This window comes from Jatrophihabitans sp. GAS493, assembly GCF_900230215.1.
GTDB lineage: Bacteria > Actinomycetota > Actinomycetes > Mycobacteriales > Jatrophihabitantaceae > MT45.
The window spans coordinates 2,724,114-2,750,199 of the sequence record NZ_LT907982.1; the positions used below are offsets into that span (position 1 = coordinate 2,724,114).

The following is a 26,086-nucleotide window of genomic DNA, read 5'->3' on the forward strand; positions in this document are numbered from 1 at the left end:
TGCTGACTACAGTTCAGGCGTGACGCTGAGCGGGGAGCCGGCCCACCGCGGCCTCGTGGTGGTGGCTGAAGATGACGCCTCGATCGCTGACATCCTGCGCCTCTACCTCGTCAAGGCCGGGTACCGAGTCCAGGTCGAGCGCGACGGTGCGGCCGCCCTGGCGGCGATCCGGTCCCTGAAGCCAGCCGCAGTGGTGCTGGACGTCGGCCTGCCGTCGATGGACGGGATCGAGGTCTGCCGCCGCCTGCGGGCGGAGCAGAACTGGACCGTCCTGCTCTTCGTCACGGCGCGCGACGAGGAGATCGACCGGGTGCTCGGGCTCGAACTGGGTGCCGACGACTACATCGTCAAGCCGTTCTCGCCGCGCGAGGTCGTGGCCCGGGTGAACAGTGCGCTGCGCCGCGCTGCGGGTGCCTCTAGCGTTAGTTCGTCCCTGACCGTCGGGGCGGTCCGCCTCGAGCCGGGCGCACGTCGGGTGTACGTGGGTGACTCCGAGGTGTCGCTCACCGCCACCGAGTTCGACCTGCTCGCCTTTCTGATGCGCAGCCCGGGGCAGGTCTTCGACCGTGATCAGCTGCTCAGTCACGTCTGGGGTTACTCAGCCGGCGCCGGCACCCGGACGGTCGACGTGCACATCGCCCAACTGCGCTCGAAACTTGGTGCGTTGAGCCCGGTGCGTACCGTGCGTGGTGTCGGCTACTCGGCGGAAGCGCCGCATTGAGCGCCCGCCCCCGACCACTGGCCTACCGCATCGCACTGCTCGCTGCCGCGGTTTCGGTGCTTACCGCGGTGGTCGGGGGAGTGATCTCGATCGGGCTCATCCGGCACACGAGCCAGCAGAGTGCGCAGAAGACGTTGGCCAAGCTCGCCGACGCCGCGCAGGCCGCGGCCAACGAGGGCGCCAGCGCACAGGCCAGCCAGCTGCGCGCTCGCCAGGAACTGCTGGCCGTCAACGTGCAGGTGGCCACCATCAACCAGCGGGGCGTGGTGGCCGGGCGCGGGAAGCTGGCGGTCGCCGCAGCCACACCGGAGGTCGTCGACGCGCTGCTGGCCGGTGAAACCGTATCGATGACCAAGCGGGTCGGCGGTCAACTGGTACTGATCGAGGGACGCCCGACCAATGCCGGAGGCCTGGTCCTGGCGCAGCGACGGGCCGACGCCGTCGCGGTCGGGGATCGAGCCGTGCGGTTGATTCTCGTCGCCCTCGGCGGTGCGGTGGTGCTCTCCATCGGGCTCAGCCTGCTCGTCACCTGGCGGTTGGCCCGCCCACTCAGGCGAACGGCGCAGGCGGCCCATCAGCTGGCCGTCGGGCGCCGGGACATTCTGGTCGAGCCGGAGGGGCCGGCGGAGATGGTCGACGTGGCGATCGCCCTCAATGTCCTCTCCACCAACCTAGCCACTTCAGAGTCCCGCCAGCGCGAGTTTCTCCTTGCCGTATCGCATGATCTGCGCACACCGCTGACGGCGATCTCGGGCTACGCCGAATCCCTGGTGGACGGAGTCGTGACCGACACCGAGGTGCCGCGGGTCGCCGGCGTCATGCTGGAGGAGGCCCGTCGGTTGGAGCGGATGATCGCCGATCTGCTCGACCTGGCGCGGCTCGACTCGGCCGAGTTCCAGGTCGACCTCATCGACGTCGATCTCACCGGCTGGGCCCATGCGGCGGCGGAGGTGTGGCGGTCGCGGTGCGCCGCCAACGGGGTTCGGTTCTCGCTGCAAGCCCCGCCGGCTCCGTTCTGGGTCCGGACCGATCCGGCCCGGCTGCGACAGGCGATAGACGGCCTGCTCGAGAACGCGCTTCGGGTGACTCCGGTCGACGCCCCTATCCTCCTGGCGCTGGGGTCGTCCGGTCGCGCGGCTGACGGTGCTCCGGTCGTCGCCGTGATCGAGGTGCGTGACGGCGGGCCGGGGCTGCGTGACGAAGACCTGCCGGTGGCCTTCGACCGGTCAGTGCTCTACGAGCGCTACCGCGGGGTACGCCAGGTGGGAACCGGTCTCGGCCTGGCGATCGTGAAGGGGCTCGCCACTCGCCTCGGCGCGCAGGTCACCGCCGGGCACGCGCCGGAGGGTGGAGCGCAGTTCACGGTGTGGTTGCCGATCACCCCCGTGACCGGCACACCCACACCGTGAACTGCAGATTCAAAAGAGCCTTCGCTAGCTGATGTCGACCACTCGGGCCGCGGTCAACGAGGAGGTTCCGGTGCCCAGGACAACGACCGAGTCGCCGGACTTCACCGCTGAGATCGACCCGGTCGCGCCCTTGGTCTGCCCCTTCGTGTGCACCTTGGTGCTCGACGCGACGCGGTAGGTCTGGCTGACCCCGTCGAGGGACTTGACGGAGATCGAGGTCGGGCTGACCGCAGTGACGCTCCCCCGGATCGCGTCGTGCGTCACCGTCGCTTTGGTCTTGCTGTCTTCGGTGACCCACTGCGCGTGCTGCACGCTGCGCAACTTGGTGAGTGCCCGACCGACATTCTCCCGAGCCGCGGTGTGGTGTTTGGCGGCACTGGACGGGCGACTTGCGGGTGACGGCGTGGGTGAGCCGCTCGCCGCCATCGCGGCGGTCCCGATTCCCAGTACCGCTGCGCCGACGCCGCCGGCGATTGCAATCTTCTTCCACATGAGGCGCTGCTCCTAGTGACATCGGATGAACTTGACTGTCACGGTCAATCCTGCGGCTGCTAGGTCAGCCTGCTGCCATATGCACGTAAGGGGAGTGTTCGGGTCTGCTGAGACCGGCCCGGTCGCCTGATCGCCGGTGTCAGTAGAGCGTCAAAGTTCGTGGCAGAGCTTCAGCTGGTGGCCGGCAGCGGCGAGGCGCCCCGCTCGCGGAGCATCTGCTCCATCTCGATGATCTCGTTCTGCTGAGCGCTGACCATGGCCTGCGCGGTGGTACGCACATAGTCGGTCTCGGCGTGCTCGGCCGCATACTGCGCCATCTGCACCCCGCCCTGATGGTGGCGCAGCATCAGCTGGAGGAAGTAGATGTCGAGCGCCTTGCCGGTGAGCGTCTTCAACTTCGCCACCTCGGCCGGAGTGGCGAGGCCGGGCATCAACCCATTTGACTGCATCTGCATCGAGCCCCCCATCCACGACATCTCCGGTAGGTCCGATGTCCGTCCGAGCCCCCAGGAGGTGAGCCAACCATCCATCTGCCCGAGCTGAAACTGCTGGGACGTCTCGATGTCGAAGGCCAGCAGCTTTACCGCAGGGTCGCTGCTGTGGTCGCGGGTGTAGCCGGCCATCGACACGGCCTGAGTGTGATGGGTGGCCATGTCCCGGGAGAATCCGGCGTCGACGGAGTCGGCGGCGGGCGTAACAACGGCGGTCGAAGTGCTCTGCGAGTGCAGCAGGTACCCGACGGCCCCGGCCAACACCAGCAGCGCGACCGCGCACACAGCGACGAGTGCGATGACCCCGCGACGTCCGGGCTGAACGGATTCGCCCGCCGGTAGCTCCTGCGAAGCGAGCTGCTCGTCGGTCGTGGTCATCGGGGACTCCTTATTCATCTTGCCCACTCCCGGCGTCGGGAGCCTCGGCCCGTCATCCGCCGGGCGGACGGCTAGGCGAGCGACGCCGGGTGGCCCGGGTAACTCTGGGACGGAATGAACTGCGGGTTGTCGCAGCTCGCGCCGTACTCGGGAGTGGTGTTCTTGTTCAGCCGGAGGTCCTTGATGAAGACGTCGATCTTCGGGTCGTCGACTGACTGGAAGAACATCTGGTAGCCCCAGGCCTGCAACGAGACAGGGGTCTTGAGGCCCGCGTACGGCGTCATCAGCATGTAGTTGTTGCCACTCACCTTCGCCGCCAGCTTCGCGACGTCGGCCGCGGGCAGGTCAGGGTTGTAGGTCACCCAGATGGCGCCGTGCTCCAGGGTGTGCACCGCGTTTTCATTGGCGATCTGCTTGGAGTAGACGATCCCGGTGCACTCGGCCCAGTTCTGGTTGTGGTTGCCGCCGAACGGGGGCGAGTCGGCGCCGTAGTCGATAACGCCCTCGACGTGGTTGCGGTCGAACGTCTTCACGGTGATACCGGGGAGGTCCTTGAGGATCTGCTCCTTGGACACCGTGGACGCGGCGACGTCCTTCTTCGGGGCCGAGGAGGTCTCGCCGGACGCGCTGGGGGAGTCCTTGCTGCCGCTGGCGTGAACGGCATAACCGACCACCCCGGCGGCGAAGATGACCAGCAGAACCGCAACCGAAATCAGGCCCCACGGGGTCTGTCGCTGATTGACGATCGACTTTCCCGGCTTGCGGACGGGTGGCTTGGCAGCAGGCTTGGGGGTGTTCGGGCCGTCAGTCGGAGACTTTGCTTTGGTCGCCGGACGGACGGGTTGGTTGCGCTGCGCCATGGCCTGCCTTTTGGTTGCTGATTGCTGGTGTGTGATGTCGTCAAAGTCGTTCGAGTCGTCTGAGCCCTCAAAGTCCTCTGAGTCGTTGCGGCACGCAGAAGCACCGGGCGACATGGTCAAGTGTAGGAGTCGCGCCTGAGAGGAGCCCGTGAAGACAGCGCAGACCATACCCCGCGCAACGCCTCACCGGGGCCGTCAGAGAGGAATGCGGTCGCTCGCGCCACTAGGATTATACGAGTGAACCCTGCTGAACTCTCTGCCGCTGTGCTCGCGGCCGTCGCCGATTGTCAGAAATCGGGTGATTTCGACGGATTGCTGCCGGATGAGGCGCACGTCGAACGTCCGAAGAATCGCGACCACGGCGACTACGCGACGAACATCGCCCTCCGGCTGGCCAAGGGAGCAGGGAAGCCGCCACGTCTGATCGCGGAGGCGATCGCCATCAGACTGCGTGAAGTTCCCGGGATCGCCTCGGTGGAGGTCGCCGGTGCCGGCTTCCTCAACATCACCCTGGCCGCCGACGTGCTGGCCCAGTTGGCCCGCGTCATCGTCGACGCCGGCGCCTCCTACGGTCACACCAGCACCTACCAGGGTCGCCGCATCAACCTCGAGTTCGTCTCGGCCAACCCGACGGGGCCCATCCATCTGGGCGGCACCCGGTGGGCGGCGGTGGGGGATTCGCTGGCCCGGATCCTGCAGGCCAGCGGGGCCGATGTCACCCGCGAGTACTACTTCAACGACCACGGTGCGCAGATCGACCGCTTCGCTCGGTCGCTGATGGCACGGGCCAACGGAGACGATGTGCCCGAAGACGGCTATGCCGGGGCCTACATCGACGAGGTTGCCGCCGCTGTCGTGGCCCAGTCGCCGCAGGCTCTGACCGCCGAGCCGCCCGTCGCCCAGGAGATCTTCCGCAGTGAGGGCGTCGAGCTGATGTTCGGCGAGATCAGGGAGTCGATGCACGAGTTCGGGGTCGACTTCGATGTCTACTTCCACGAGAACTCCGTCTATGAGTCGGGCGCCGTCGAGCAGGCCGTCGCCTATCTGAAGGAGTCGGGCGCGCTCTACTTCTCGGAGAACGCGTGGTGGCTGCGCACCACCGACTACGGCGACGACAAGGACCGGGTGGTCATCAAGAGCGACGGCAACGCCGCCTACATCGCCGGAGATCTGGCCTACCTGCGGGACAAGCGCAGCCGTGGCTTCGACCTCTGCATCTACATGCTCGGCGCTGACCACCACGGCTACATCGCGCGGCTCAAGGCTGCCGCGGCGGCCTTCGGGGACGACCCGGCCGTGGTCGAGGTGCTCATCGGCCAGATGGTGAATCTGGTTCGTGGCGGCAAGCCGCTAAGGATGAGCAAGCGGTCGGGCACGGTGATCACGATGGAGGATCTCGTCGACGCGGTCGGCGTGGATGCGGCCCGTTACTCGCTGGCCCGCTCCTCGATCGACACCGTCCTGGACATCGACTTGGACCTGTTGTCGAAGAAGTCGAACGACAACCCGGTGTACTACGTGCAGTACGCGCACGCCCGGCTGGCCCGCTTGCAGCGCAACGCGGCCGATCTGGGGATCGTGCGTTCGGCTGAGCCGAACCTCGGCCTGCTCGTGCACGAGCGGGAGGGTGATCTGCTGGGGGCGCTCGGAGAGTTTCCCCGGGTCGTCGCTTCGGCGGCGGAGCTGCGCTCGCCCCACCGGATCGCGCACTATCTGGAGTCGCTGGCCGGGCGTTACCACCGCTTCTATGAGGCGTGCCGGGTCCTGCCCCAGGGTGACGAGGAGGCTACCCCGCTCACCGACGCGCGCCTCTGGCTCTGCGAGGCAACCCGGGTGGTGCTGGCCAACGGGCTGGGGCTGCTCGGCGTAAGCGCCCCGGACCGCATGTGATGGGCGCCGACCGCGGAGACGGACGCGTCGTGAGGGGGAGCCAGTCATGAGCCGGTCCGCCCACCCTGCTGGTCCTCGGCACGCGGACGTGCTGCCCGAGTCATCGGGGTTCGGCCTTCCCTCCGACGTCCACGACCTCGACCCGGAGATCTGGCCGGCGTCGATCGAACGCGTCGACGGCGAACTACGGTTGGCCGGTCGGCGGCTCACCGATCTCGTCGCTGAGTACGGCACGCCGGCTTTCTTCATGGACGAGGCCGACGTGCGCGGGCGGGCCCGGGCCTATGCCGCCGCCTTCGACGGTGCCGATGTGTACTACGCCGGCAAGGCGTTTCTCTGCACCCAACTGGCTCGCTGGATCGAGGCCGAGGGGCTCAACCTCGACGTCTGCACGGGTGGCGAGCTGGCGATCGCGCTGGCCGCCGATTTCCCGCCGCATCGGCTCGCGCTGCACGGCAACAACAAGAGCGTCGCTGAGCTGACGCGAGCCGTCGACGTCGGAGTCGGCAGCATCGTCGTCGATTCCTTCGACGAGATCGAGCGGCTGGCCCGGATCGCGCAAGCGGCCGGGGTCCGGCAGCGGGTGCTGATTCGCGTCACCGTCGGCGTCGAGGCGCACACCCACGAATTCATCGCCACCGCCCACGAGGACCAGAAGTTCGGGTTCTCACTCAAGGGTGGGGACGCGCTGCGTGGGGCCCAGGCGGTCATCGAGGCGGAGTCCCTGGAACTGATCGGACTGCACTCCCACATCGGATCGCAGATCTTCGACACTGCCGGCTTCGAAGTGGCCGCCCACCGTGTCGTCGGGTTGGCCCGGGAGATCCGCGATCTCACCGGCGTCGAGGTCGAGCTGCTCAATCTCGGTGGCGGCCTCGGCATCGCGTATGTCAGTGGCGACGAGCCGCAGCCGGCCAAGGAGATCGCCGACCGGTTGAGCGAGATCGTCGACCGCGAGTCGGCCGCGGCGGGGTTGACCCGCCCCCGGCTGGCCGTCGAGCCCGGTCGGGCGATCGTGGGGCCGAGTGCGATCACCGTCTACCAGGTGGGCACTATCAAGCCGGTTGTCATCAATGATCAGCTGACCCGAAACTACATCTCGGTTGACGGCGGTATGAGTGACAACATCCGGACGGCTCTCTACGACGCCGCCTACACCGTCACGCTGGCCAATCGGGTCTCGACGGCTGAGCTCGTTCGCAGCCGGGTCGTCGGAAAGCACTGCGAAAGTGGGGACATTGTCGTGCGGGATGCGTGGTTGCCGGCCGACGTCGCCCCCGGTGATCTGTTGGCGGTGGCCGCTACCGGTGCCTACTGCCGAAGTATGGCCAGTAATTACAACCAAGTTCCGCGCCCACCGGTGATCGGTGTGTGTGCGGGCCAGACCTCCGTGCTGCTGCGGCGCGAGACCGAGGACGATCTACTTCGTCTGGATCCAGGGTGGACCAAATGAGTGATTCATTGAAGGTTGCCCTATTGGGCTGCGGTGTCGTCGGGTCGGAGGTGGCTCGGCTGCTGCAGGAACAGGCTGAGGACTTGACCGCCCGCATCGGGGCGCCGTTGGAACTGGCCGGGGTCGCGGTGCGCCGTCCGAACCGGCACCCCGATATCGATCCGTCCCTGATCACCACCGATGCCCGCGAACTCGTCGCCCGACCTGATATCGATCTCGTCATCGAGGTGATCGGCGGCATCGAGCCGGTGCGGTCACTGCTGCTGGAGGCGCTGAAGTCGGGCAAGAGCGTGGTGAGCGCCAACAAGGCGCTGCTGGCTGAAGATGGAGCCACGCTCTACGAGGCGGCGGCCGGCGCCGGCGTTGACCTCTACTACGAAGCCGCGGTGGCCGGCGCGATTCCGCTGCTGCGGCCGCTGCGTGAATCGCTGGCCGGTGATCGCATCACCCGGGTGATGGGAATCGTCAACGGAACCACGAACTTCATCCTCTCCCGAATGGACGCCACCGGGGCGGGCTTCGACGAAGCCCTGGCTGAGGCCACCGAACTCGGCTATGCCGAGGCCGATCCGAGTGCCGACATCGACGGCTTCGATGCTGCGGCGAAGGCCGCCATTCTGGCCGGCCTGGCCTTCCACACCCGGGTCACGACGTCGGACGTGTACCGGGAGGGGATCTCAGACGTCACTTCGGCCGATATCGCCAGTGCCAAGGCGATGGGGTGCACCGTAAAGCTGCTCGCGATCTGCGAGCGCACGGAGGAGAGCGTCTCGGTCCGCGTTCACCCGGCGATGATCCCGCGGACGCATCCGCTGGCCGGCGTCTCCGATGCCTATAACGCGGTATTCGTCGAGGCCGAAGCGGCCGGATCTCTCATGTTCTACGGGAGAGGAGCCGGTGGGGCGCCGACCGCGAGTGCGATTCTCGGCGATCTGGTCGCCGTCGCCCGTAACAAGCTCAACGGTGGCCGGGGCTCCGGAGCGAGCACCTACGCCGACCTGCGGGTGGTGCCGATGGCCGACGTCCATACGCGATATCACGTCGCGCTCGACGTAGCCGACCGCCCCGGCGTGCTGGCGACCGTCGCCGGTGCCTTCGCCGAGCACGGAGTCAGTATCCAGACGGTGCGCCAGGAGGGTCGTGGCGACGCGGCGACCCTGGTGCTGGTGACCCACTCGGCCACCGACGCCGCGCTGGCCAAGACCGTGGACGGCCTGGGCGGGATGGGGTTCCTGCGTCGACCGGCGAACGTGCTGCGAGTGGAAGGGATGCCGAGCGACTAATCGCCCGGGTGCGCCCCGCGCGCCAGATCGGATTGGCAAGACTTCCGCAACGACACTTTCGGCAATGAATTGAAGGAGATTTCGGTGACCAAAGAGGGCTTCACTCCTTGGCCAGGGCTTATCGAGGCATACCGTTCGCGGCTTCCGGTGACGGCCGCCACTCCGGTGGTGACGCTCTTCGAAGGCGCCACCCCGCTGGTGCCGGCGCGGGCACTCTCCGAACAGGTCGGCGCGGAGGTTTACCTCAAGGTCGAAGGGGCGAACCCCACCGGGTCCTTCAAGGACCGCGGCATGACGATGGCGATCTCGAAGGCGGCTGAAGAGGGTGCGAAGGCGGTCATCTGTGCCTCGACCGGCAATACCTCGGCCAGCGCCGCCGCGTACGCGGTGCGAGCCGGAATGACCTGCGCGGTGCTGGTACCGCAGGGGAAGATCGCGCTCGGCAAGATGGCTCAGGCGCTGGTGCACGGTGCCCGTCTGCTGCAGGTCGACGGCAACTTCGACGACTGCCTGGAGTTGGCCCAGAAGCTGTCGGTCGACTACCCGGTGGCCCTGGTGAACTCGGTGAACCCGTTCCGGATCGAGGGGCAGAAGACGGCCGCCTTCGAGATCTGCGACGAACTCGGACGGGCTCCGGACGTGCATTGCATCCCGGTCGGAAACGCGGGAAACATTACGGCGTACTGGAAGGGCTACAGCGAGTACTTCGCCGACGGGATCGTCGACTCCGCGCCGCAGATGTTCGGCTTCCAGGCCGCCGGGGCGGCACCGATCGTCAACGGCGCTCCGGTCCTCAAGCCGAGCACGATCGCCACCGCCATTCGCATCGGCAATCCGGCCTCTTGGACCTCGGCCGAGGCGGCTCGCGACAAGTCGGGCGGCCTAATTGAGGCCGTCACCGACCGACAGATCCTCTCCGCCTACCGGCTGCTGGCCCGCACCGAGGCCGTCTTCGTCGAACCGGCGTCGGCGGCCAGCGTGGCCGGGCTGCTGATGACCGCGGCGGCCGGACGGGTTCCGCCCGGATCGACGGTTGTCTGCACGGTCACCGGCAACGGGCTGAAGGACCCGGAGTGGGCGATCTCCGGTGCCCCGACCCCGATTACGGTGCCGGTGGACAGCCACGTGGCGGCGTCGCACCTCGGTCTGGCCTGAGGTGCCCAGACCGGCCTTCCGGGGTGGCGTGGCTCAGGTTCGGGTGCCGGCCACCAGCGCGAATCTCGGGCCGGGCTTCGACACCCTCGGCTTGGCCCTGGGGCTCTTCGACGATGTGATGGCCCGCGTTGCTGACTCTGGCCTGGCGATCGACGTGGCCGGTGAGGGGGAGGAGTCAGTCGCCCTGGACGAGTCTCATCTGGTCGTACGCGCGATGCGGGCCACCTTCGAGCGTCTGGGCGGCCAGCCGCCGGGTCTGGAGCTCGTCTGCGCGAACAGAATTCCGCACGGACGCGGGCTCGGGTCGTCATCTGCGGCGATCGTCGCCGGGGTGTTGCTGGCCCGTGGTCTGGTGCTCGGCGGTGAGACGACCCTGACGCAGTTGGATGCCCTCCAGCTGGCCAGCGAGATCGAGGGGCACCCGGACAATGTGGCGCCCTGCCTGCTCGGTGGATTCACTGTCGCGTGGACCGACGGTGAGCAGACCGACGGTGAGCAGACCGACGGTGAGCAGAGCGTGCACGCTCTGAAGCTGGCCGTGGCTCCGGAGATTTCGCCGATTGTCCTGATTCCGCCGTATGAATCCTCGACGGCGCAGGTGCGTCGGCTGCTGCCCGCCCAGGTGCCTTTCAGCGATGCCGTCTTCAATTCCGCCCGCAGCGCGCTGCTCGTCGCGGCGCTCACCGGCGCCACCTCGTCACTGCTGGAGGCCACCGCCGATCGACTTCATCAGCCGTATCGGGCCGAGGCGATGGCCGAGTCGGCGGAACTGGTGGCGGCCCTGCGTGAGCACGGCGTGCCGACGGTGATCTCGGGCGCTGGACCGACTGTCTTGGCACTTGCCCGGAATACCGCTGAGTTCGAGCTCGTTACTTCTATGCAGCCGGCTAAGTGGCGCTGCGAGCACCTACCGGTGCACGCAGAACCCGCGGGTCTGCTCCGCCCGTCACCCGGGCGCTGACTTTGGCCGTAGCCCCATTCATCGGGTGCCGCGGATAACGGCTCGGACACGCCCATGCGGGTCGGTGTTGCTGATGTGCATAGCAGCGTCTACGCTCGTGATGTTGGTTCTGATGTCGGCTTGTCTACCGACGAACCCAGCCCTCCTCCCGAGCTTGCACGGCGCGAGAAGCTATCGCGTCGCGCTGACTCGAAACGACTGGACGCCTCCGAATGGCCAGAACCAGTATTTCTGACAGCTTTGTTGATGCTCTCTGCATCAATGGCGGAGAAGTCGGCCTGCTCAATTAGCTCCGTGGCCGGCAGATCCACACACGGTCGGCCCAGCGAATCACGCTCCCCGATCACCTCCGGAAGGATCCATTCATAACCGTGACAGACACGAACGAACAGCTGGTGCTCGCCTCCACCAGTGACGCCCCGCGCTCAGCCGCTGGGGAGCCAGGCAACGCACCGGCCACCGAAGCCGGCAAGGAATCAGCCAAACGCCGAGGCGGCTCACTCTCCTCGATGCTCCTGCCCGAGCTCCAGCAGCTCGCAGGCAGCATGGGGATCTCGAGTGCAAAACTCCGCAAGAGCGACTTGGTCGCGGCCATTCAGGCCGGGCGCTCAGGTCAGGCCGGCGGAGGTTCCGCTTCGAACTCGGGCTCCGGATCGGCTACCAAGTCGCGGTCCGCACGGTCGGAGGCTTCGTCCGAAACGTCCGGCCCCGCCACCGAGGCCGCCAGCACGGCGCCCCGTGAGTCGGCCCCCGATCGCGACACCGCCAACGGTGTAAACGGTCAGGCCGGCGAGGCCCCTCGCTCCGACGACGGGGAGCGCTCACAGCGCCCGCCCCGGGCAAACCGTGACCGGCAGAACCGCCAGGGCGCCGCAGCCGGCGGCAACGCCGGCCAAGGTGCCTCAGCCGGCGGCAACGCCGGTGGTTCAGGCAATGCCGGTCAGTCAGGCAATTCCGGTCAGTCAGGCAATGCCGGAGGAAACGCACGGGCCGCGAACGCCGGTGGCGGCAACTCCGGTGGCGGGAATTCCGGTGGCGGGAACGCCGGCGGCGGGAACGCCGGCGGACAGAACCGTCAGCAGAACCAGTCCGGGCAGAATCGCAACAACCAGAACACCGGCGGCAACCAGAACAACGGTCCCTCCGACGACGACGAGTTCGAGGGTGGGCGGCGTCGTGGACGTCGTTACCGTGACCGCCGTGGCCGTAACCGTGAGCGCGGTGTCGGCGGCGTCGGTGGCAACAACGACGTCGAGCCGACGGTCAGCGAGGACGACATCCTGGTGCCGGTCGCCGGCATCGTCGACGCCATCGAGGACAAGAACTCCTGGTTCGTGCGCACCGGCGGCTACTTCGCCAGCTCCGACGACGTCTACGTCTCGAACACCTTCGTCCGTCGCTACGGCCTGCGCCGCGGCGATGCGATCACCGGTGCGATCAAGCAGCAGGGAACCGGCGAGCGGCGCGAGAAGTACACGCCGTTGGTGCGGCTGGACACGATCAACGGCCGGGACCCCGAGCAGTCGAAGGGGCGCGTCGAGTTCACCAAGCTGACACCGCTGTACCCGCAGCAGCGGCTTCACCTGGAGACCGAGTCGCACATCCTGACGACCCGCGTCATCGACCTGGTGATGCCGATCGGCAAGGGACAGCGGGCACTCATCGCGTCGCCGCCCAAGGCCGGCAAGACGATGGTGCTTCAGGCCATCGCCAACGCTATCGCGACCAACAACCCTGAGGTTCACCTCATGGTGGTTCTGGTCGACGAGCGACCTGAAGAGGTCACCGACATGCAGCGTTCGGTGAAGGGTGAGGTCATCGCCTCCACCTTCGACCGTCGCCCGCAGGATCACACGATGGTCGCCGAGCTCGCGATCGAGCGGGCCAAGCGACTGGTGGAGATGGGGCATGACGTCGTTGTCCTGCTCGACTCGATCACCCGCCTGGGACGCGCCTACAACCTCGCTGCCCCGGCCAGCGGCCGAATCCTCTCCGGTGGTGTCGACTCGACGGCGCTCTACCCGCCGAAGCGGTTCCTCGGTGCGGCTCGCAACATCGAGAACGGCGGCTCGCTGACCATCCTGGCCACGGCGCTGGTCGAGACCGGTTCAGCCGGTGACTCGGTCATCTTCGAGGAGTTCAAGGGCACCGGCAACGCCGAGCTGAAGCTGGACCGCAAGATCGCCGACAAGCGCATCTTCCCGGCCATCGACGTCGACCAGTCCTCGACCCGTAAGGAGGAGCTGCTGCTCTCTCCGGAGGAGCGGGCCGTCATCATCAAGCTGCGCCGGGTGCTTCAGTCACTCGAGCAGCAGGAGGCCATCAACCTGCTCCTCGACCGGCTCAAGAAGACGAAGAACAACGCCGAGTTCCTGATGCAGATCGCCAAAACCACGCCCGGTCAGGACTGACTCGGGGCAAACTTTGCTACCGGCCGACTCTGGGGTCGCCGGAGGCGATTTTCCGGCCTGATCGGCCTACGAAACCGTCGCTGCTCATCGAGCAGCGACGGTTTTTGTATGTTCCGGCAACATTCGCTGCGCGAATTTGTATGTTCGCACAACTTTTAGGGCGATCTCTTGCAAAAATCGTGCAGATCTGCCGTAGAAACAAGGATGTAACAGTTGAGCATCGACTCGGGCGATTCGGTTCCATTGTGCTTGTGACCCATGTCATTGTGCTGAAAGCGCTGCCAGGCGGTCCTGGTGGCCATTCAGTTAGAACGAAGGGACCATCGGATGCAGTGGAACAAAGTCATGGCGGGTACCGCGATAGGTACGGCGGCCGTGTTGGCGCTTGCCGCATGTAGCAGTGACAAGAAGAGCACCAGCTCGAGCGTGCCCACCTTGACCGGTGATTGCGCCCAGTACCAGGCCTACGCCGGACATTCGGGCAAGAAGGTCACCATGTTCGGCTCGATCCTGAGCCCGGAGTCCGACTCGCTGCAGAAGTCGTGGGCCGACTTCGAGAAGTGCACGGGCATCACCATCACCTACACCGGCTCCAACGACTTCGAGTCGCAGCTGCCGGTTCAGGTCCAGGGTGGAAGCGCCCCGAACCTTGCGATCATCCCGCAGCCCGGTCTGCTGGCTCAGATGGTCAAGACCGGCAGCGTAGTCAAGCCGCCGGACCAGACCGTGAAGAACGAGGACAACTGGCCGGCGGTCTACAAGACCTACGGCACGGTGAACGGCACGTTCTACGCCGCACCGATGAGCTCGAACATGAAGTCGCTGGTCTGGTACTCGCCGTCGTTCTTCAAGGCCAACGGCTACACCGTCCCGACCACGTGGGCCGACCTCATGTCCCTCTCGGCCAAGATCGCCGCTGATGGCAAGGCGAAGCCGTGGTGTGGTGGCATCGGCTCGGGTACGGCCACCGGCTGGCCGGCCACCGACTGGCTGGAGGAGGCCGTTCTCGGCACCTTCGGCGGATCGGTCTACGACGACTGGATCAGCCACAAGGTCAAGTTCTCGGACGCGCAGATTCAGACCGCGATGAAGACCGTTGCCAGCTACATGCAGAACCCGGCATGGGTCAACGGCGGCTACGGTGACGTCAAGACGATCGCCACCACGACGTTCCAGGACGCCGGTCTGCCGATCCTGAAGGACAAGTGCGGCATGCTGCAGCAGGCGTCCTTCTACGAGGCGCAGTGGCCGAAGGGCACGAAGGTCGGACCGGATGGCCAGGTCTTCGCGTTCTACCTGCCGGCGGTTGACCCGTCGATCCAGACGCCGGTTGAGGGTGGTGGCGAATTCGTCGCCGCATTCTCCAGCGACCCGGCCGTCCAGGCCGTTCAGAACTACGTCTCCAGCCCGGAGTGGGTCACCTCGCGCGTCAAGGTCGCCAGCGGTTGGGTCTCGGCCAACACCAAGGTCCCGGCCAGCACCTACACCGACCCGATCGACCAGATCTCGGCGAAGTACCTCACCGACTCGTCGGCGACGTTCCGCTTCGACGCGTCTGACCTGATGCCGGCCGCCGTCGGCTCCGGTGCAGAGTGGAAGGGCATGACCGAGTGGTTCGGCAGCGGAAAGTCGACTGCCGATGTCGCGAAGGAGATTGATGCGGCTTGGCCCAACTAGTGGCTAAGTTGTACCTCGGATAGGGCAACGATTTGCGGCCCGTGGGCAGATGTCTGCGGGCCGCAAATCGTTGCTTTCGGCTGTACCTTGCACCTCTTGGAACGGAAACGGTAGGGGAATATGTCCACCTTGGCGTCCCAGCCTGTACTTGAGGCTTCGCTACTGACCGATAGTGCCTCGAAGCTATTCACAGTTGTTCTGGTCGTTGGCGGATTCATCGCCGTCATGCTCATCATCTTCTTCATCGCCGAACGCGCGCCCGGAAGGTTCCAGCGACCGCTGGCGATCTTCATCTGCCTGGCCCCGGCGGTGATCCTCGTACTCATCGGCCTGGTGATCCCGGCCATTCGTACAATGTTCCTCAGCCTGCACGGCCCCGATCCCATCGGGCCGGGAGCGGCGTATGTCGGCCTCAAGAACTACAAATGGGCGATCACCGACAACGCTACCCAGGACACCCTGATTCGGACTGTGCTCTGGCTGATCATCGTGCCGCTGGCCGCCACCATCTTCGGCCTCACCGTCGCGCTGCTGGTCGACCGGATGAAATACCAGGCCTTCCCGAAGGCGATGATCTTCATGCCGACGGCGATCTCCTTCGTCGGCGCCGCCGTGATCTGGAAGTACGTCTACAACTACACCGACCCCAAGCAGCCGCAGATCGGCCTGCTGAGCCAGATCGTCATCAAACTCGGTTGGCACAACCCCCCGAACTGGCTACTGACCAGCACCGGCCTCCTGAACACCTTCCTCCTCATGATCATCATGATCTGGATCCAGACCGGATTCGCGATGGTCGTCCTCTCGGCCGCGTTGAAGGCCATTCCCGATGAGATCGTCGAGGCGGCCCGGATGGACGGGGCCACCGGCTTCAAACTCTTCCGAACCGTTCAGCTGCCGATGATCAGAACCACCATGATCGTGGTGGTCACGACGATCATGATCGCGACGCTGAAGGTCTTCGACATCGTCTACACGATGACCGGTGGTCAGTTCGACACGGACGTGCTCTCCAACGACATGTACAACCAGGTCTTCACCCAGTTCAATCTCGGTCGAGGCAGCGCACTGGCCGTCATTCTCTTCCTGGCCGTGCTCCCGCTAGTCATCTACAACATTCTGCAGATGCGCAAGGATAGGACCGGTCGATGACAAACGCGCCTATGATCCCGGAGATTCCCGGGCCACTCGAAGCACGACCCGAGCCGAAGCGCAAGGTGGTGCGCCAGGCTTTCAGCAACCCGGCCGCCTCGATCGTCGTCATCCTGATCACCGTGGCCTGGACGGTGCCGGTTCTCGGCCTGCTCGTGACCTCGCTGCGTCCGAAGGAGGACTCCGCCTCCACCGGCTGGTGGACCTTCTTCGCCCACCCGCACCTCACTTTCTCCAACTACAACACCGTCCTGTTCAAGGGCGGCTACAACGTCAGCGGCGGACTATTCCCCTACGTCGTGAACTCGCTGGCCATCACCATTCCGGCGACGGTGATCCCGATCATCATCGCCGCGATGGCGGCCTACGCGCTGGCCTGGGTCCGGTTCAAGGGCAGCGACGTGCTCTTCTTCCTGATCTTCGCCCTCCAGGTGGTGCCGCTGCAGATGTCGCTCGTGCCGCTGCTGCAGCTCTACAACAAGGGCGTCCACCTCGGCACGATCACGATCATCCCGAATCCGAACCTCAAGGGGTCACTGGCCGAGGTGTGGATCTCGCACACGATGTTCTCGCTACCGCTGGCCATCTTCCTGCTGCACAACTTCATCTCCGCCCTTCCGGAGTCGCTGATCGAGGCGGCTCGGGTCGACGGGGCCAGCCATCTGCGGATCTTCCGCACCATCGTGCTGCCGCTGTCGTTGCCGGCCATCGCCTCCTTCGCGATCTTCCAGTTCCTCTGGGTCTGGAACGATCTGCTCATCGCGCTGACCTTCGCCGGCAAGACACCGGCGACCCAGCCGTTGACCGCCCAGCTGCAGCAGCTGACCGGGTCTCTCGGCAGCCACCTGGAGTTGTTGACCGCCGGCGGCTTCGTCTCGATCGTCATTCCGATGATCGTCTTCTTCGCCCTCCAGCGATACTTCGTCCGCGGCATGCTGGCGGGGTCGGTCAAGGGCTGAGATCGGAGCGGGCCGTCGAGGTTTCGCTGCTTCGGCGGCCCGGAATTTCTCTAGGTAGGCAGGCGTTGACTCCTTGTTTGGTCAGCCGTGCACTTACCTGGCAGACTGAGCTACACCACCCGGCTCTGGTTCACGCCCGCTCAAATCGATGGCGACCCAGCGCTGCACTATGAAAGGGATCCAAAGTGAAGACCGGAATTCACCCAGAGTACGTAGACACCACAGTGACCTGTTCCTGTGGCAGTACGTTCACCACGCGTAGCACCGCCAAGGGCGGCCAGCTGCACGCGGACGTCTGCTCCGCCTGCCACCCGTTCTACACGGGCAAGCAGAAGATCTTGGATGTCGGCGGTCGCGTCGACAAGTTCGAGAAGCGCTTCGGCAAGCGGGTTCGTCCCGGCACGGAGTCTGCCAACTCCTAGCAACGCCAACGACGCCCGTTATCTCCTCCGCCCGGTCGAGATGACGGGCGTCGTCGCGTATTGCCACCCGTTTCGAACCACCTTCAATCGACTCCCTCGATTGATTCGTGACTGACTCACCGCGGGGCCTGAGCCGGCCCGCAACCGCAAGCTAGGACTGACCGAAATCATGAGTGACAAGAAGCAGGGCGCGGGCAAATTGCCGGAGCTACTCGCCGAGTACGCCGACGTCGAGCACCAGCTATCTGACCCCGCCGTTCACACCGACCAGGCCAAGGCCCGCACGCTGGGGCGTCGCTTCGCCCAGCTGGCGCCCCTGGTCGCCGCCTCCCGCGAACTCGACGCCGCCCACGACGACCTGGACACTGCTCGCGAGCTGGCCGACGAGGATGCCTCGTTCGTGGCCGAGGCCGATGCCCTCACGATCCGAATCGCCGAACTCGAGGCCCGGCTGCGCGAGTTGCTGCTGCCGAAGGACCCGAATGACGGCAAGGACGTCATCCTGGAGGTCAAGGCGGGGGAGGGCGGCGACGAGTCGGCGCTCTTCGCCGGCGACCTGCTGCGTATGTACATGCGCTACGCCGAACGCCAGGGCTGGACCACCGAGATTCTGGACAACGAGCCCACCGATCTCGGGGGCACCAAGTCGGCCACGGTGGCCGTCCGGGCCAAGGGGCTGGACAGCGCGGTCTGGTCTCGGCTGAAGTACGAAGGCGGCGTGCACCGGGTGCAGCGGGTGCCGGCCACCGAGTCGCAGGGGCGCATCCACACCTCGGCCGCCGGAGTGCTGGTGCTGCCTGAGGCCGAAGAGGTCGACATCGAGATCGACCCGAACGACCTGCGCATCGACGTGTTCCGCTCCTCCGGCCCCGGCGGGCAGAGCGTCAACACCACCGACTCGGCGGTTCGGATCACCCATATTCCGACGGGGACGGTCGTCTCGATGCAGAACGAGAAGAGCCAGCTGCAGAACCGTGAAGCAGGACTTCGGGTGCTGCGCGCCCGCCTCCTCTCGGCCGCTCAGGAGGCGGCCGACCAGCAGGCCTCGGACGCTCGCCGGTCTCAGGTCAGGACGGTTGACCGCTCGGAGCGGATCCGCACCTACAATTTCGCCGAGAACCGGATCAGCGATCACCGGGTCGGCTACAAGGCCTACAACCTGGACGCGGTACTGGACGGCGCGCTCGATGACATGATCGATGCGCTGGTGCGGGCCGACACCGAAGCGATGCTGGCCGGAACCGAGTAGCCGGTCCACCCGGCTGTGAAATCAGTTCGTCGATGAAGGAGCGAATGTCGCCGTGAGCACTGTTGTCGACTGCGCCGACCCCCAAGCTCGCGAAGACGGGCTGGTCAGCGCGACCCGGGCGGTCCAGTCCGGTCAGCTCGTCGTTCTGCCGACCGACACCGTCTACGGCATCGGGGCCGATGCCTTCGACAGCGTGGCCGTTACGTCGCTGCTCGCGGCGAAGGGGCGCGGGCGTGACATGCCGGTGCCGGTGCTGGTCGGATCGTGGAACACCATCGATGGCCTCGTCTCGTCGGTGAACGCGGCCACCCGGTCGCTGATCGAGGCTTTCTGGCCCGGCGGCCTCACGCTCGTCGTGGAGCATGCCCCGTCGCTGTCCTGGGACCTCGGCGACTCCCGCGGAACGGTGGCCCTGCGGATGCCGCTGCACCCGGTCGCCCTGGAGCTGCTGGCGCTCACCGGGCCGATGGCCGTCTCCAGCGCGAATCGCTCCGGTCATCCGGCTGCGCTCACCGCTGAAGAGGCCCTTGAACAGCTCGGCGGCAGCGTCAGCGTCTATCTGGATGGCGGTCCGGCCACCACCGGAATCGCCTCGACCATCGTCGACGTGACCGGTGACATCCCCAGAGTACTGCGCACCGGAGCGGTCTCGCTGGAGCGCCTGCGCGACGTGTTGGGGGAGCTCGTGGGCGACGATACGGGAGCCGTCACCGGCTGATTCGGTGGCGCTGCCCCGCATTGAGGGCGGAATCTCGGCTGCGTGCGCGTTGATTCTGGAGTTCGAGCGGTAGCCTCAGGCTGAGCCAGCATTCGGCGAGTCCCGGTGCAAGTTGATCGCGTCGTGCTGCGTGGCTATCTCTGTCGTCGAGTCGATGAGGAACGACTGATCGGTGCATCCTAGTTTTGAGTACGCGCTGGTCTGCTGCGTAGCCGCCGCGGGCAGCTTTCTGCTGACCCCGCTGGCGCGCGCCGTTGCGATCGCGTGGAAAGCCGTGGCGATGCCCCGTGACCGGGACGTTCATGCCGTAGCCACGCCGCGGCTCGGCGGCTTGGCGATGCTCGGCGGGCTCATCGCCGCCTTCGGTGTGGCGCACATGCTGCCCACCCTGCAGACCACCTTCACCAACCCGGGCGCCGATATCGGATGGATCGTCATCAGCGGCGTCCTGATCTGCCTGCTCGGCGTGCTCGACGACCGCTACGACCTGGATTCGGTGACGAAATTGGCCGGGCAGGTGCTGGTCACCGGTCTGATGGTGACCAAGGGGGGCGTCCAGCTGTCGGCCGTCTATGTGCCCTGGGGTCACGCTGGGACGGTGGTGCTGGGCCAAGACATCGCGATTCCGGTGACCATTCTGATGGTCGTACTGACGATCAACGCGATCAACTTCATTGACGGTCTCGACGGACTGGCGGCCGGAGTCTCGGCGATCGGGGCCGGTGCCTTCTTCTTGTACGCCTATCACCTCGCCGTGATCGGGCACACCGATATCGCGGCGGCGCCGACTCTGCTGGCCGCCTGCCTGGTCGGCACCTGTGTGGGATTTCTGCCGCACAACTTCTCGCCGGCTCGGATCTTCATGGGCGACTCCGGTTCGATGCTGATCGGACTCTTTCTCTCCGCGGCCGCCACCACAGCCACCACCAGCGGTGACCCGCAGACCCTCTTCGGAAATCTGCTCGGGTCGCTGCCGCTGGCGCTGCCGCTGCTAGTGCCGCTCGCCGTACTGGCGATCCCGTTCATGGACCTCGTCCTCGCGGTGCTGCGCCGGCTGCGCCGTCGTCAGTCGCCCTTCGCCGCCGATAAGGAGCATCTGCACCACCGGATGCTGGAGATCGGCCACACTCACCGGCGCGCGGTACTGCTGCTCTACTTCTGGTCCGCGCTGCTCTCATTCGGCGCGGTGGCCTTCTCCATCACGCGCAGCGCGTGGGCGGTGGTGTCGGTGGTGGCGGTGCTCGCCTTCCTTGGGGTGCTGCTCTCCGCAGTTCCCCGGCTCCGATCGCCCCGGCCGGAGCCGGCGCCGATAAGCTGGCCCACCGATCCGCCGGTGGTTGACGACGCGGAGATCGCAGAGGCGGTCGGCGAGTCCGTGATTGCTGGATCACCACTGCCGGCAGCGGTGCCAGCTCCGATCGCCGCGACCACCACCCCGGTCGACATCGCTCGCACCCGATGACCGTGCAGACCTCGCAGCAGTTGACCCACGATCGTGGCATCCCGGCGATCGCCTGGATCTTCGTCGCGATCGTCGGCGCAGCGGCCTTCGGAGGTAGCGGAGGCCTCGGCGGGAGCATCAGTTTCCTGGCTGGGCTGGCCATCGCCGGACTGTGGTTGAAGGTGAGCACCATCGCCGTCCGGCGGGCGGGTAAGTACTCGCCGACGACGTCACTGCTCGCCGCCTTGATGAGCTATTCGGGGTTGATCGTGCTCTTCGCGATTCTGCTCGGCTCGTCGGAGTCCTCAGGCATTCACTCCGGAGCCTTCGCGGCCGGTTTGGTCAGCGCTGTGATTATTTCGTGCGTCGATCAGCTCAGGAGAGGCTGGATTTGGTCAGAACGGCGCTGAACCGGTTGTAGGGTTACCTGTGTAATGGAGAAGCAAGACGGTCCGGACACCAGCAACAACGCCAGACCCGGTGACGATCCTTGGCTGGCGTTCAGCTATCTTGTAGCTGGGGTTGGCGTCTACGGCCTGATTGGCTGGGCGTTGGGCCAATGGCTGCATGCCGAATACCTGACCGCCATCGGCATCGTCCTGGGTGCGGCCTTCGGGCTGTACTTGGTTGTTGCCCGATTCGTTCGCCAGGCGCCCAGCGGCCCCCCGCCGGTACCGACTAAAGAACATAGCCAGACTAAAGAACATAGCCAGACCGAAGAAACTAGCCACACCCGGCCAGACACTTCCGATGAGACATCGTCGGAGCTGCCAGATATCGATGACCGAGGAGACACCGCGTGACGCAAGGAAGCGCCTACGCCGAAGGCTTTAATGCCCCGGGGCCGGCCGACTTCGACCTGAACGACATCTTCAACGGGCATCAGGTACTTCTCACGAAGGCATCCCTGATGCTCGTGCTTGGTGCCGTGCTAGTCGTTGCTGCCTTTCTCGTCGCCATCCGCCGCGAGGCCGTTGTGCCATCGAAGGCGCAGTTCATGGGCGAGCAGGCTTACAGCTTCGTGCGCAACGGCATCGCGCAGGACAGCATCGGCAACCGCGACTTCATGAAGTACGTGCCGTTCCTGGTCTCGCTCTTCTTCTTCATCATGGTCAACAACCTCTTCGGCCTGATCCCATTCCTGCAGTTCTCGCCGTTCTCGCGCGCTGGGTTCGCTTACGGTTTGGCCGCACTGGTCTGGATCACCTACAACGCTGTGGGCATCGCCCGCCACGGGTTCTTCGGCTACCTGAAGCTGCAGACCGTGCCCAGCGGCGTCCCCGCCTGGATCCTGCCGCTGCTGATCCCGCTGGAGTTCTTCTCCAACATCCTGGTTCGTCCGGTGACGCTCGCGCTGCGACTCTTCGCCAACATGTTCGCCGGCCACCTGTTGCTGCTGCTCTTCGCGACCGGCGGGGAATACCTGCTCTTCCACGCCACCGGCTCGATCGTGTTGAAGCCCGCCGGTGTACTGGCCTTTGTCCTCGGCATAGCGGTCGGGTTCCTGGAACTCATCGTCGCGCTGCTTCAGGCCTACGTCTTCACCCTGCTTACCGCCCAGTACATCGGCGGCGCGCTAGCTGACTCGCACTAAGCTCCATCTCCTCTCTTTTTCCTAGTTTTTCGACTCACAACTGGTCAGATCGACCAAACAACGAAAGGAAGCCTCATGGCTGGCTCGCTCAACATGGTTGGTTACGGACTCGCGGCTATCGGCCCGGGTGTCGGAATCGGCCTCATATTCGCGGCGTACATCAACGGCACCGCACGGCAGCCGGAGATGCAGAGTCGCCTGCAGCCGATCGCCATTCTTGGCTTCGCTCTCGCCGAGGCTCTGGCCATCATCGGTATCGCGCTCGCCTTCGTTCTCAAGTAATAGCGACGCACCGGTAATTACGGCTTGCTAGACCGAGAGGACCCATCATGAGACTGTTGTTCGCCGCAGATGAGGCCGACATCAACCCGCTTGTTCCGACGTTGTCGGAGATCATCCTCGTTCTCGTCATCTTCGGACTTCTGTGGTTCATCATCGCGAAGTACGTCGTGCCGCGTTTCGAGGAGACCTTCGCCCTGCGCCGCGACGAGATCGAGGGTGGCATCGCGCGGGCCGAGCAGGCCCAGGCCGAAGCACAGCGAATGCTGGAGCAGTACCAGCAGCAGCTGGCCGAAGCGCGGGCCGAGGCGGCTCAGATCCGTGACGGTGCTCGTGCCGAAGCCCAGCGCATCGTCGAGGACCTGCGGACACAGGCTCAGGAAGAGTCCGCCCGGATCGTCACCCGCGGCGAGGAGCAGTTGGCCGCGCAGCGGGGACAGGTTGTTCGTGAACTCCGTTCCGAGATCGGCACACTGGCCGTCGAGCTGTCGGAGAAGATCGTCGATCAGCGCTTGGCTGACGACGCTCAGGTTCGGGCCACGGTTGACGCCTTCCTGGCTGACCTGCAGAGCAGTGAGCCGGCGGCCGGAAGCACGGGATCGGGCGCATGATTCACGCCGCCAGTCGCGCCGCGCTCGACGAACTGCGTCGTCAATTCGACGTAGTCGTCGGTTCGGCATCGGCCGAGGAGCTGATCGCCCTCTCCGGCGAGCTGCACTCGATTGGCAACTTGCTCGCCAGTCAGCCTCAGCTGCGCCGCGCGCTCGGTGACGCGTCCACCGTCGCCGAGACCCGCAGCGACCTGATCTCGAGCCTGCTCGGGCTGCAGGTCACGGGGCGGGCCAACGACGTCGCCCGGGCGGCGGTTGCGCTGCGCTGGTCTTCGCCGTGGGACCTCGCCGACGCCATTGAGCTGACGGCCGACGAGGCACTGCTGATCGCCGCTGAGAAGCAGGGGACGCTCGACGAGGTGGAGGACGAACTCTTCCGCTTCGAGCGTGTCCTCGACGCCGAAGGCACACTGACGACCCTCTTCGACGACGCGACAGCGACCGTCGCGCGGCGCTCGGACCTGCTCGGCAGCGTCATCGGCGGCAAGGTTTCGGCGATCACCCAGCAGCTGCTCGAGCACGCGATCGGGACGACCCGAAAGCGCAGCATCGTCCTGGCGATCGATGACCTGCTTGAATCGGCTGCTCGTCGCCAGGATCGTTCGATTGCCCGGGTCACCTCGGCCGTACCGCTGGCCGAGGCGCAGCAGACCCGGCTGGCCGAGACGCTGAGTGGGATCTACGGCAAGCAGATCTCGCTCCGAGTCGCGATCGATTCCTCGATTCGCGGGGGCCTGATCATCAAGCTGGGCGACGAGGTCATCGACGGAAGCGTCGCGCACAAACTCACCGCCGCTCGCGCGGCGCTCGCGAGCTAGCGGTCCAAGGCCGCACGTTCGCACCACAAGCACCGCCACACAAACCTAATTTGCACGAATAACTGCACGAGACAGGAACCAGAAGATGAGCGAGCTGACGATCTCCGCGGATGAGATTCGGAGTGCGATCGAGAGCTACGTTGCCTCCTATTCGCCTGAAGCTTCACGCGAAGAGGTCGGCGTCGTGGCCGAGACCGGTGACGGTATCGCCACCGTCGAAGGCCTGCCGAGCGCGATGACCAACGAACTGCTCGAGTTCGAGGGCGGCACGCTGGGTATCGCCCTGAACCTCGATGTCCGAGACATCGGCGTCGTGATCCTCGGTGACAGCTCGAAGATCGCCGAGGGACAGCAGGTCAAGCGGACCGGTGAGATTCTCTCGGTGCCGGTGGGCGACGCGTACCTCGGTCGCGTGGTGAACCCGCTCGGTCAGCCGATCGACGGCAACGGCGAGATCGAGTCCACCGAGCGTCGCGCCCTGGAGCTGCAGGCACCGACAGTGGTGCAGCGCCAGGAGGTCCGCGAGCCGCTTCTGACCGGCATCAAGGCAATCGACGCGATGACCGCCATTGGCCGTGGACAGCGCCAGCTCATCATCGGTGACCGGCAGACCGGCAAGACCACGGTCTGCGTCGACGCGATCATCAACCAGCGCGAGAACTGGAAGACCGGCGACCCCAAGAAGCAGGTCCGCTGCATCTACGTAGCGATCGGTCAGAAGGGTTCGACCATCGCCGCCGTTCGCTCCACGTTGGAGGAGGCCGGGGCGCTGGAGTACACGACCATCGTCGCGGCGCCCGCCTCCGACTCGGCCGGCTTCAAATACCTCGCTCCGTACACCGGTTCGGCCATCGGCCAGCACTGGATGTACCAGGGCAAGCACGTCCTCATCGTGTTCGACGACCTGACCAAGCAGGCCGAGGCCTACCGTGCCGTGTCGCTGCTGCTGCGCCGCCCGCCGGGTCGCGAGGCCTACCCGGGCGACGTCTTCTACTTGCACTCCCGGCTGCTCGAGCGCTGTGCCAAGCTCTCCGAGGAGCTCGGCGGCGGTTCGATGACCGGTCTTCCGGTTATCGAGACCAAGGGCAACGACGTCTCGGCCTACATCCCGACCAACGTCATCTCGATCACCGACGGCCAGTGCTTCCTGGAGACTGACCTCTTCAACGCCGGTGTGCGTCCGGCGGTCAACGTCGGTATCTCGGTCTCCCGCGTCGGTGGCGCGGCCCAGACGAAGGCGATGAAGTCCGTTGCCGGACGTCTGCGCGTCGACCTCGCCCAGTACCGCGAACTGGAGGCCTTCGCGGCCTTCGGCTCCGATCTGGACAAGGCCAGCCAGCAGCAGCTCAGCCGCGGTTCGCGCCTGGTCGAGTTGCTGAAGCAGCCGGCATCCTCGCCGTTCTCGCCGGAGAAGGAGGTCGTCTCGATCTGGGCCGGCACCACCGGCCAGCTCGACGATCTCGAGGTCTCCGAGGTGCGTCCGTTCGAAGCTGCTCTGCACGAGTACATCGCGCACAACAAGCAGGAGATCTTCGACAACATCCTCAACTCGGGCAAGCTCGAAGACGACACCATCAGCCTGCTCGAAGCAGCGGCTACTGAGGTCAAGAGCCAGTTCAGTGCCGAGAAGGCCGCTACCCCGACGCTGGCGAAGTAGTAGCC

At 65.8% G+C, this 26,086-nt stretch carries 25 protein-coding genes; 22 read left to right on the plus strand and 3 right to left on the minus strand.

Annotation, left to right across the window (positions count from 1 at the left end):
- Window positions 1–19 precede the first annotated feature (19 nt).
- Window positions 20–721 carry a response regulator transcription factor gene (locus CPH63_RS12815; protein ID WP_206745545.1) on the plus strand — a complete coding sequence of 234 codons (702 nt, stop codon included), beginning with the start codon at window positions 20–22 and terminating at the stop codon, window positions 719–721.
- The gene (locus CPH63_RS12820; protein WP_096303307.1) at window positions 718–2,130 is read left to right on the plus strand and encodes a cell wall metabolism sensor histidine kinase WalK; all 1,413 of its coding nucleotides are present in this window, start codon (window positions 718–720) and stop codon (window positions 2,128–2,130) included. Before CPH63_RS12815 ends, CPH63_RS12820 begins: the two co-directional genes overlap by 4 nt.
- 24 nt (window positions 2,131–2,154) lie before the next feature.
- Here CPH63_RS12820 and CPH63_RS12825 read toward each other — a convergent pair whose 3' ends face one another.
- The 3 genes from CPH63_RS12825 to CPH63_RS12835 all read right to left on the minus strand — a co-directional run bounded on the left by CPH63_RS12825 (window position 2,155) and on the right by CPH63_RS12835 (window position 4,351).
- Window positions 2,155–2,622, minus strand: coding sequence for a hypothetical protein (locus tag CPH63_RS12825; protein WP_096303308.1), 468 nt, complete (start codon window positions 2,620–2,622; stop codon window positions 2,155–2,157).
- Window positions 2,623–2,792: 170 nt separating this feature from the next.
- The gene (locus CPH63_RS12830; RefSeq protein ID WP_096305128.1) at window positions 2,793–3,491 is read right to left on the minus strand and encodes a DUF305 domain-containing protein; all 699 of its coding nucleotides are present in this window, start codon (window positions 3,489–3,491) and stop codon (window positions 2,793–2,795) included.
- Between the two features lie 71 nt (window positions 3,492–3,562).
- Window positions 3,563–4,351, minus strand: a complete 789-nt coding sequence (locus CPH63_RS12835) for a DUF3105 domain-containing protein (protein WP_157749519.1) — start codon at window positions 4,349–4,351, stop codon at window positions 3,563–3,565.
- Window positions 4,352–4,588: 237 nt separating this feature from the next.
- Between CPH63_RS12835 and argS the strand changes: the two genes are divergently transcribed.
- The 20 genes from argS (at window position 4,589) to atpA (ending at window position 26,081) form a co-directional block, all read left to right on the plus strand.
- On the plus strand, window positions 4,589–6,241 hold the full coding sequence (gene argS / locus CPH63_RS12840) for an arginine--tRNA ligase (RefSeq protein ID WP_096303310.1): 1,653 nt from the start codon (window positions 4,589–4,591) through the stop codon (window positions 6,239–6,241).
- Between the two features lie 46 nt (window positions 6,242–6,287).
- Window positions 6,288–7,694, plus strand: a complete 1,407-nt coding sequence (gene lysA, locus CPH63_RS12845; RefSeq protein ID WP_096303311.1) for a diaminopimelate decarboxylase — start codon at window positions 6,288–6,290, stop codon at window positions 7,692–7,694.
- Window positions 7,691–8,977 (plus strand): homoserine dehydrogenase, encoded by a 1,287-nt coding sequence (locus CPH63_RS12850; protein ID WP_096303312.1) that lies wholly within the window; start codon window positions 7,691–7,693, stop codon window positions 8,975–8,977. The genes lysA and CPH63_RS12850 overlap by 4 nt, the downstream gene beginning before the upstream one ends.
- Before the next feature lie 78 nt (window positions 8,978–9,055).
- The gene (gene thrC / locus CPH63_RS12855) at window positions 9,056–10,132 is read left to right on the plus strand and encodes a threonine synthase (protein WP_096305129.1); all 1,077 of its coding nucleotides are present in this window, start codon (window positions 9,056–9,058) and stop codon (window positions 10,130–10,132) included.
- Window position 10,133: 1 nt separating this feature from the next.
- Window positions 10,134–11,093 (plus strand): homoserine kinase, encoded by a 960-nt coding sequence (gene thrB, locus CPH63_RS12860; protein ID WP_096303313.1) that lies wholly within the window; start codon window positions 10,134–10,136, stop codon window positions 11,091–11,093.
- A gap of 371 nt (window positions 11,094–11,464) precedes the next feature.
- On the plus strand, window positions 11,465–13,504 hold the full coding sequence (rho, locus tag CPH63_RS12865) for a transcription termination factor Rho (protein WP_096303314.1): 2,040 nt from the start codon (window positions 11,465–11,467) through the stop codon (window positions 13,502–13,504).
- Window positions 13,505–13,831: 327 nt separating this feature from the next.
- Window positions 13,832–15,181 (plus strand): ABC transporter substrate-binding protein, encoded by a 1,350-nt coding sequence (locus CPH63_RS12870; protein WP_096303315.1) that lies wholly within the window; start codon window positions 13,832–13,834, stop codon window positions 15,179–15,181.
- 120 nt (window positions 15,182–15,301) lie between these two features.
- On the plus strand, window positions 15,302–16,333 hold the full coding sequence (locus CPH63_RS12875; RefSeq protein ID WP_096303316.1) for a carbohydrate ABC transporter permease: 1,032 nt from the start codon (window positions 15,302–15,304) through the stop codon (window positions 16,331–16,333).
- Complete coding sequence (locus tag CPH63_RS12880; RefSeq protein WP_096303317.1) at window positions 16,330–17,292, plus strand: carbohydrate ABC transporter permease; 963 nt, start codon at window positions 16,330–16,332, stop codon at window positions 17,290–17,292. Before CPH63_RS12875 ends, CPH63_RS12880 begins: the two co-directional genes overlap by 4 nt.
- A 185-nt stretch (window positions 17,293–17,477) precedes the next feature.
- Window positions 17,478–17,714, plus strand: coding sequence for a 50S ribosomal protein L31 (rpmE, locus tag CPH63_RS12885; protein WP_096303318.1), 237 nt, complete (start codon window positions 17,478–17,480; stop codon window positions 17,712–17,714).
- Window positions 17,715–17,883: 169 nt separating this feature from the next.
- The gene (prfA, locus tag CPH63_RS12890) at window positions 17,884–18,963 is read left to right on the plus strand and encodes a peptide chain release factor 1 (RefSeq protein WP_096303319.1); all 1,080 of its coding nucleotides are present in this window, start codon (window positions 17,884–17,886) and stop codon (window positions 18,961–18,963) included.
- A 52-nt stretch (window positions 18,964–19,015) separates the two neighbouring features.
- On the plus strand, window positions 19,016–19,681 hold the full coding sequence (locus CPH63_RS12895) for an L-threonylcarbamoyladenylate synthase (RefSeq protein ID WP_096303320.1): 666 nt from the start codon (window positions 19,016–19,018) through the stop codon (window positions 19,679–19,681).
- 172 nt (window positions 19,682–19,853) lie between these two features.
- A complete protein-coding gene (locus CPH63_RS12900) occupies window positions 19,854–21,143 on the plus strand; it encodes a glycosyltransferase family 4 protein (RefSeq protein WP_096303321.1) in 1,290 nt (429 codons plus the stop codon).
- Entirely contained in the window at window positions 21,140–21,532 is a 393-nt protein-coding gene (locus CPH63_RS12905; RefSeq protein ID WP_096303322.1) for a hypothetical protein, read from the plus strand. The genes CPH63_RS12900 and CPH63_RS12905 overlap by 4 nt, the downstream gene beginning before the upstream one ends.
- 24 nt (window positions 21,533–21,556) lie before the next feature.
- Window positions 21,557–21,925, plus strand: a complete 369-nt coding sequence (locus CPH63_RS12910) for an AtpZ/AtpI family protein (RefSeq protein WP_096303323.1) — start codon at window positions 21,557–21,559, stop codon at window positions 21,923–21,925.
- Entirely contained in the window at window positions 21,922–22,716 is a 795-nt protein-coding gene (gene atpB / locus CPH63_RS12915; protein ID WP_197704337.1) for a F0F1 ATP synthase subunit A, read from the plus strand. Before CPH63_RS12910 ends, atpB begins: the two co-directional genes overlap by 4 nt.
- A gap of 75 nt (window positions 22,717–22,791) precedes the next feature.
- Window positions 22,792–22,998, plus strand: coding sequence for an ATP synthase F0 subunit C (gene atpE / locus CPH63_RS12920; protein WP_096303324.1), 207 nt, complete (start codon window positions 22,792–22,794; stop codon window positions 22,996–22,998).
- 47 nt (window positions 22,999–23,045) lie between these two features.
- The gene (locus tag CPH63_RS12925; RefSeq protein ID WP_096303325.1) at window positions 23,046–23,606 is read left to right on the plus strand and encodes a F0F1 ATP synthase subunit B; all 561 of its coding nucleotides are present in this window, start codon (window positions 23,046–23,048) and stop codon (window positions 23,604–23,606) included.
- Window positions 23,603–24,424 carry a F0F1 ATP synthase subunit delta gene (locus CPH63_RS12930; RefSeq protein ID WP_096303326.1) on the plus strand — a complete coding sequence of 274 codons (822 nt, stop codon included), beginning with the start codon at window positions 23,603–23,605 and terminating at the stop codon, window positions 24,422–24,424. The genes CPH63_RS12925 and CPH63_RS12930 overlap by 4 nt, the downstream gene beginning before the upstream one ends.
- Window positions 24,425–24,509: 85 nt before the next feature.
- Complete coding sequence (atpA, locus tag CPH63_RS12935) at window positions 24,510–26,081, plus strand: F0F1 ATP synthase subunit alpha (RefSeq protein WP_096303327.1); 1,572 nt, start codon at window positions 24,510–24,512, stop codon at window positions 26,079–26,081.
- The last annotated feature ends 5 nt before the right edge of the window (window positions 26,082–26,086 follow it).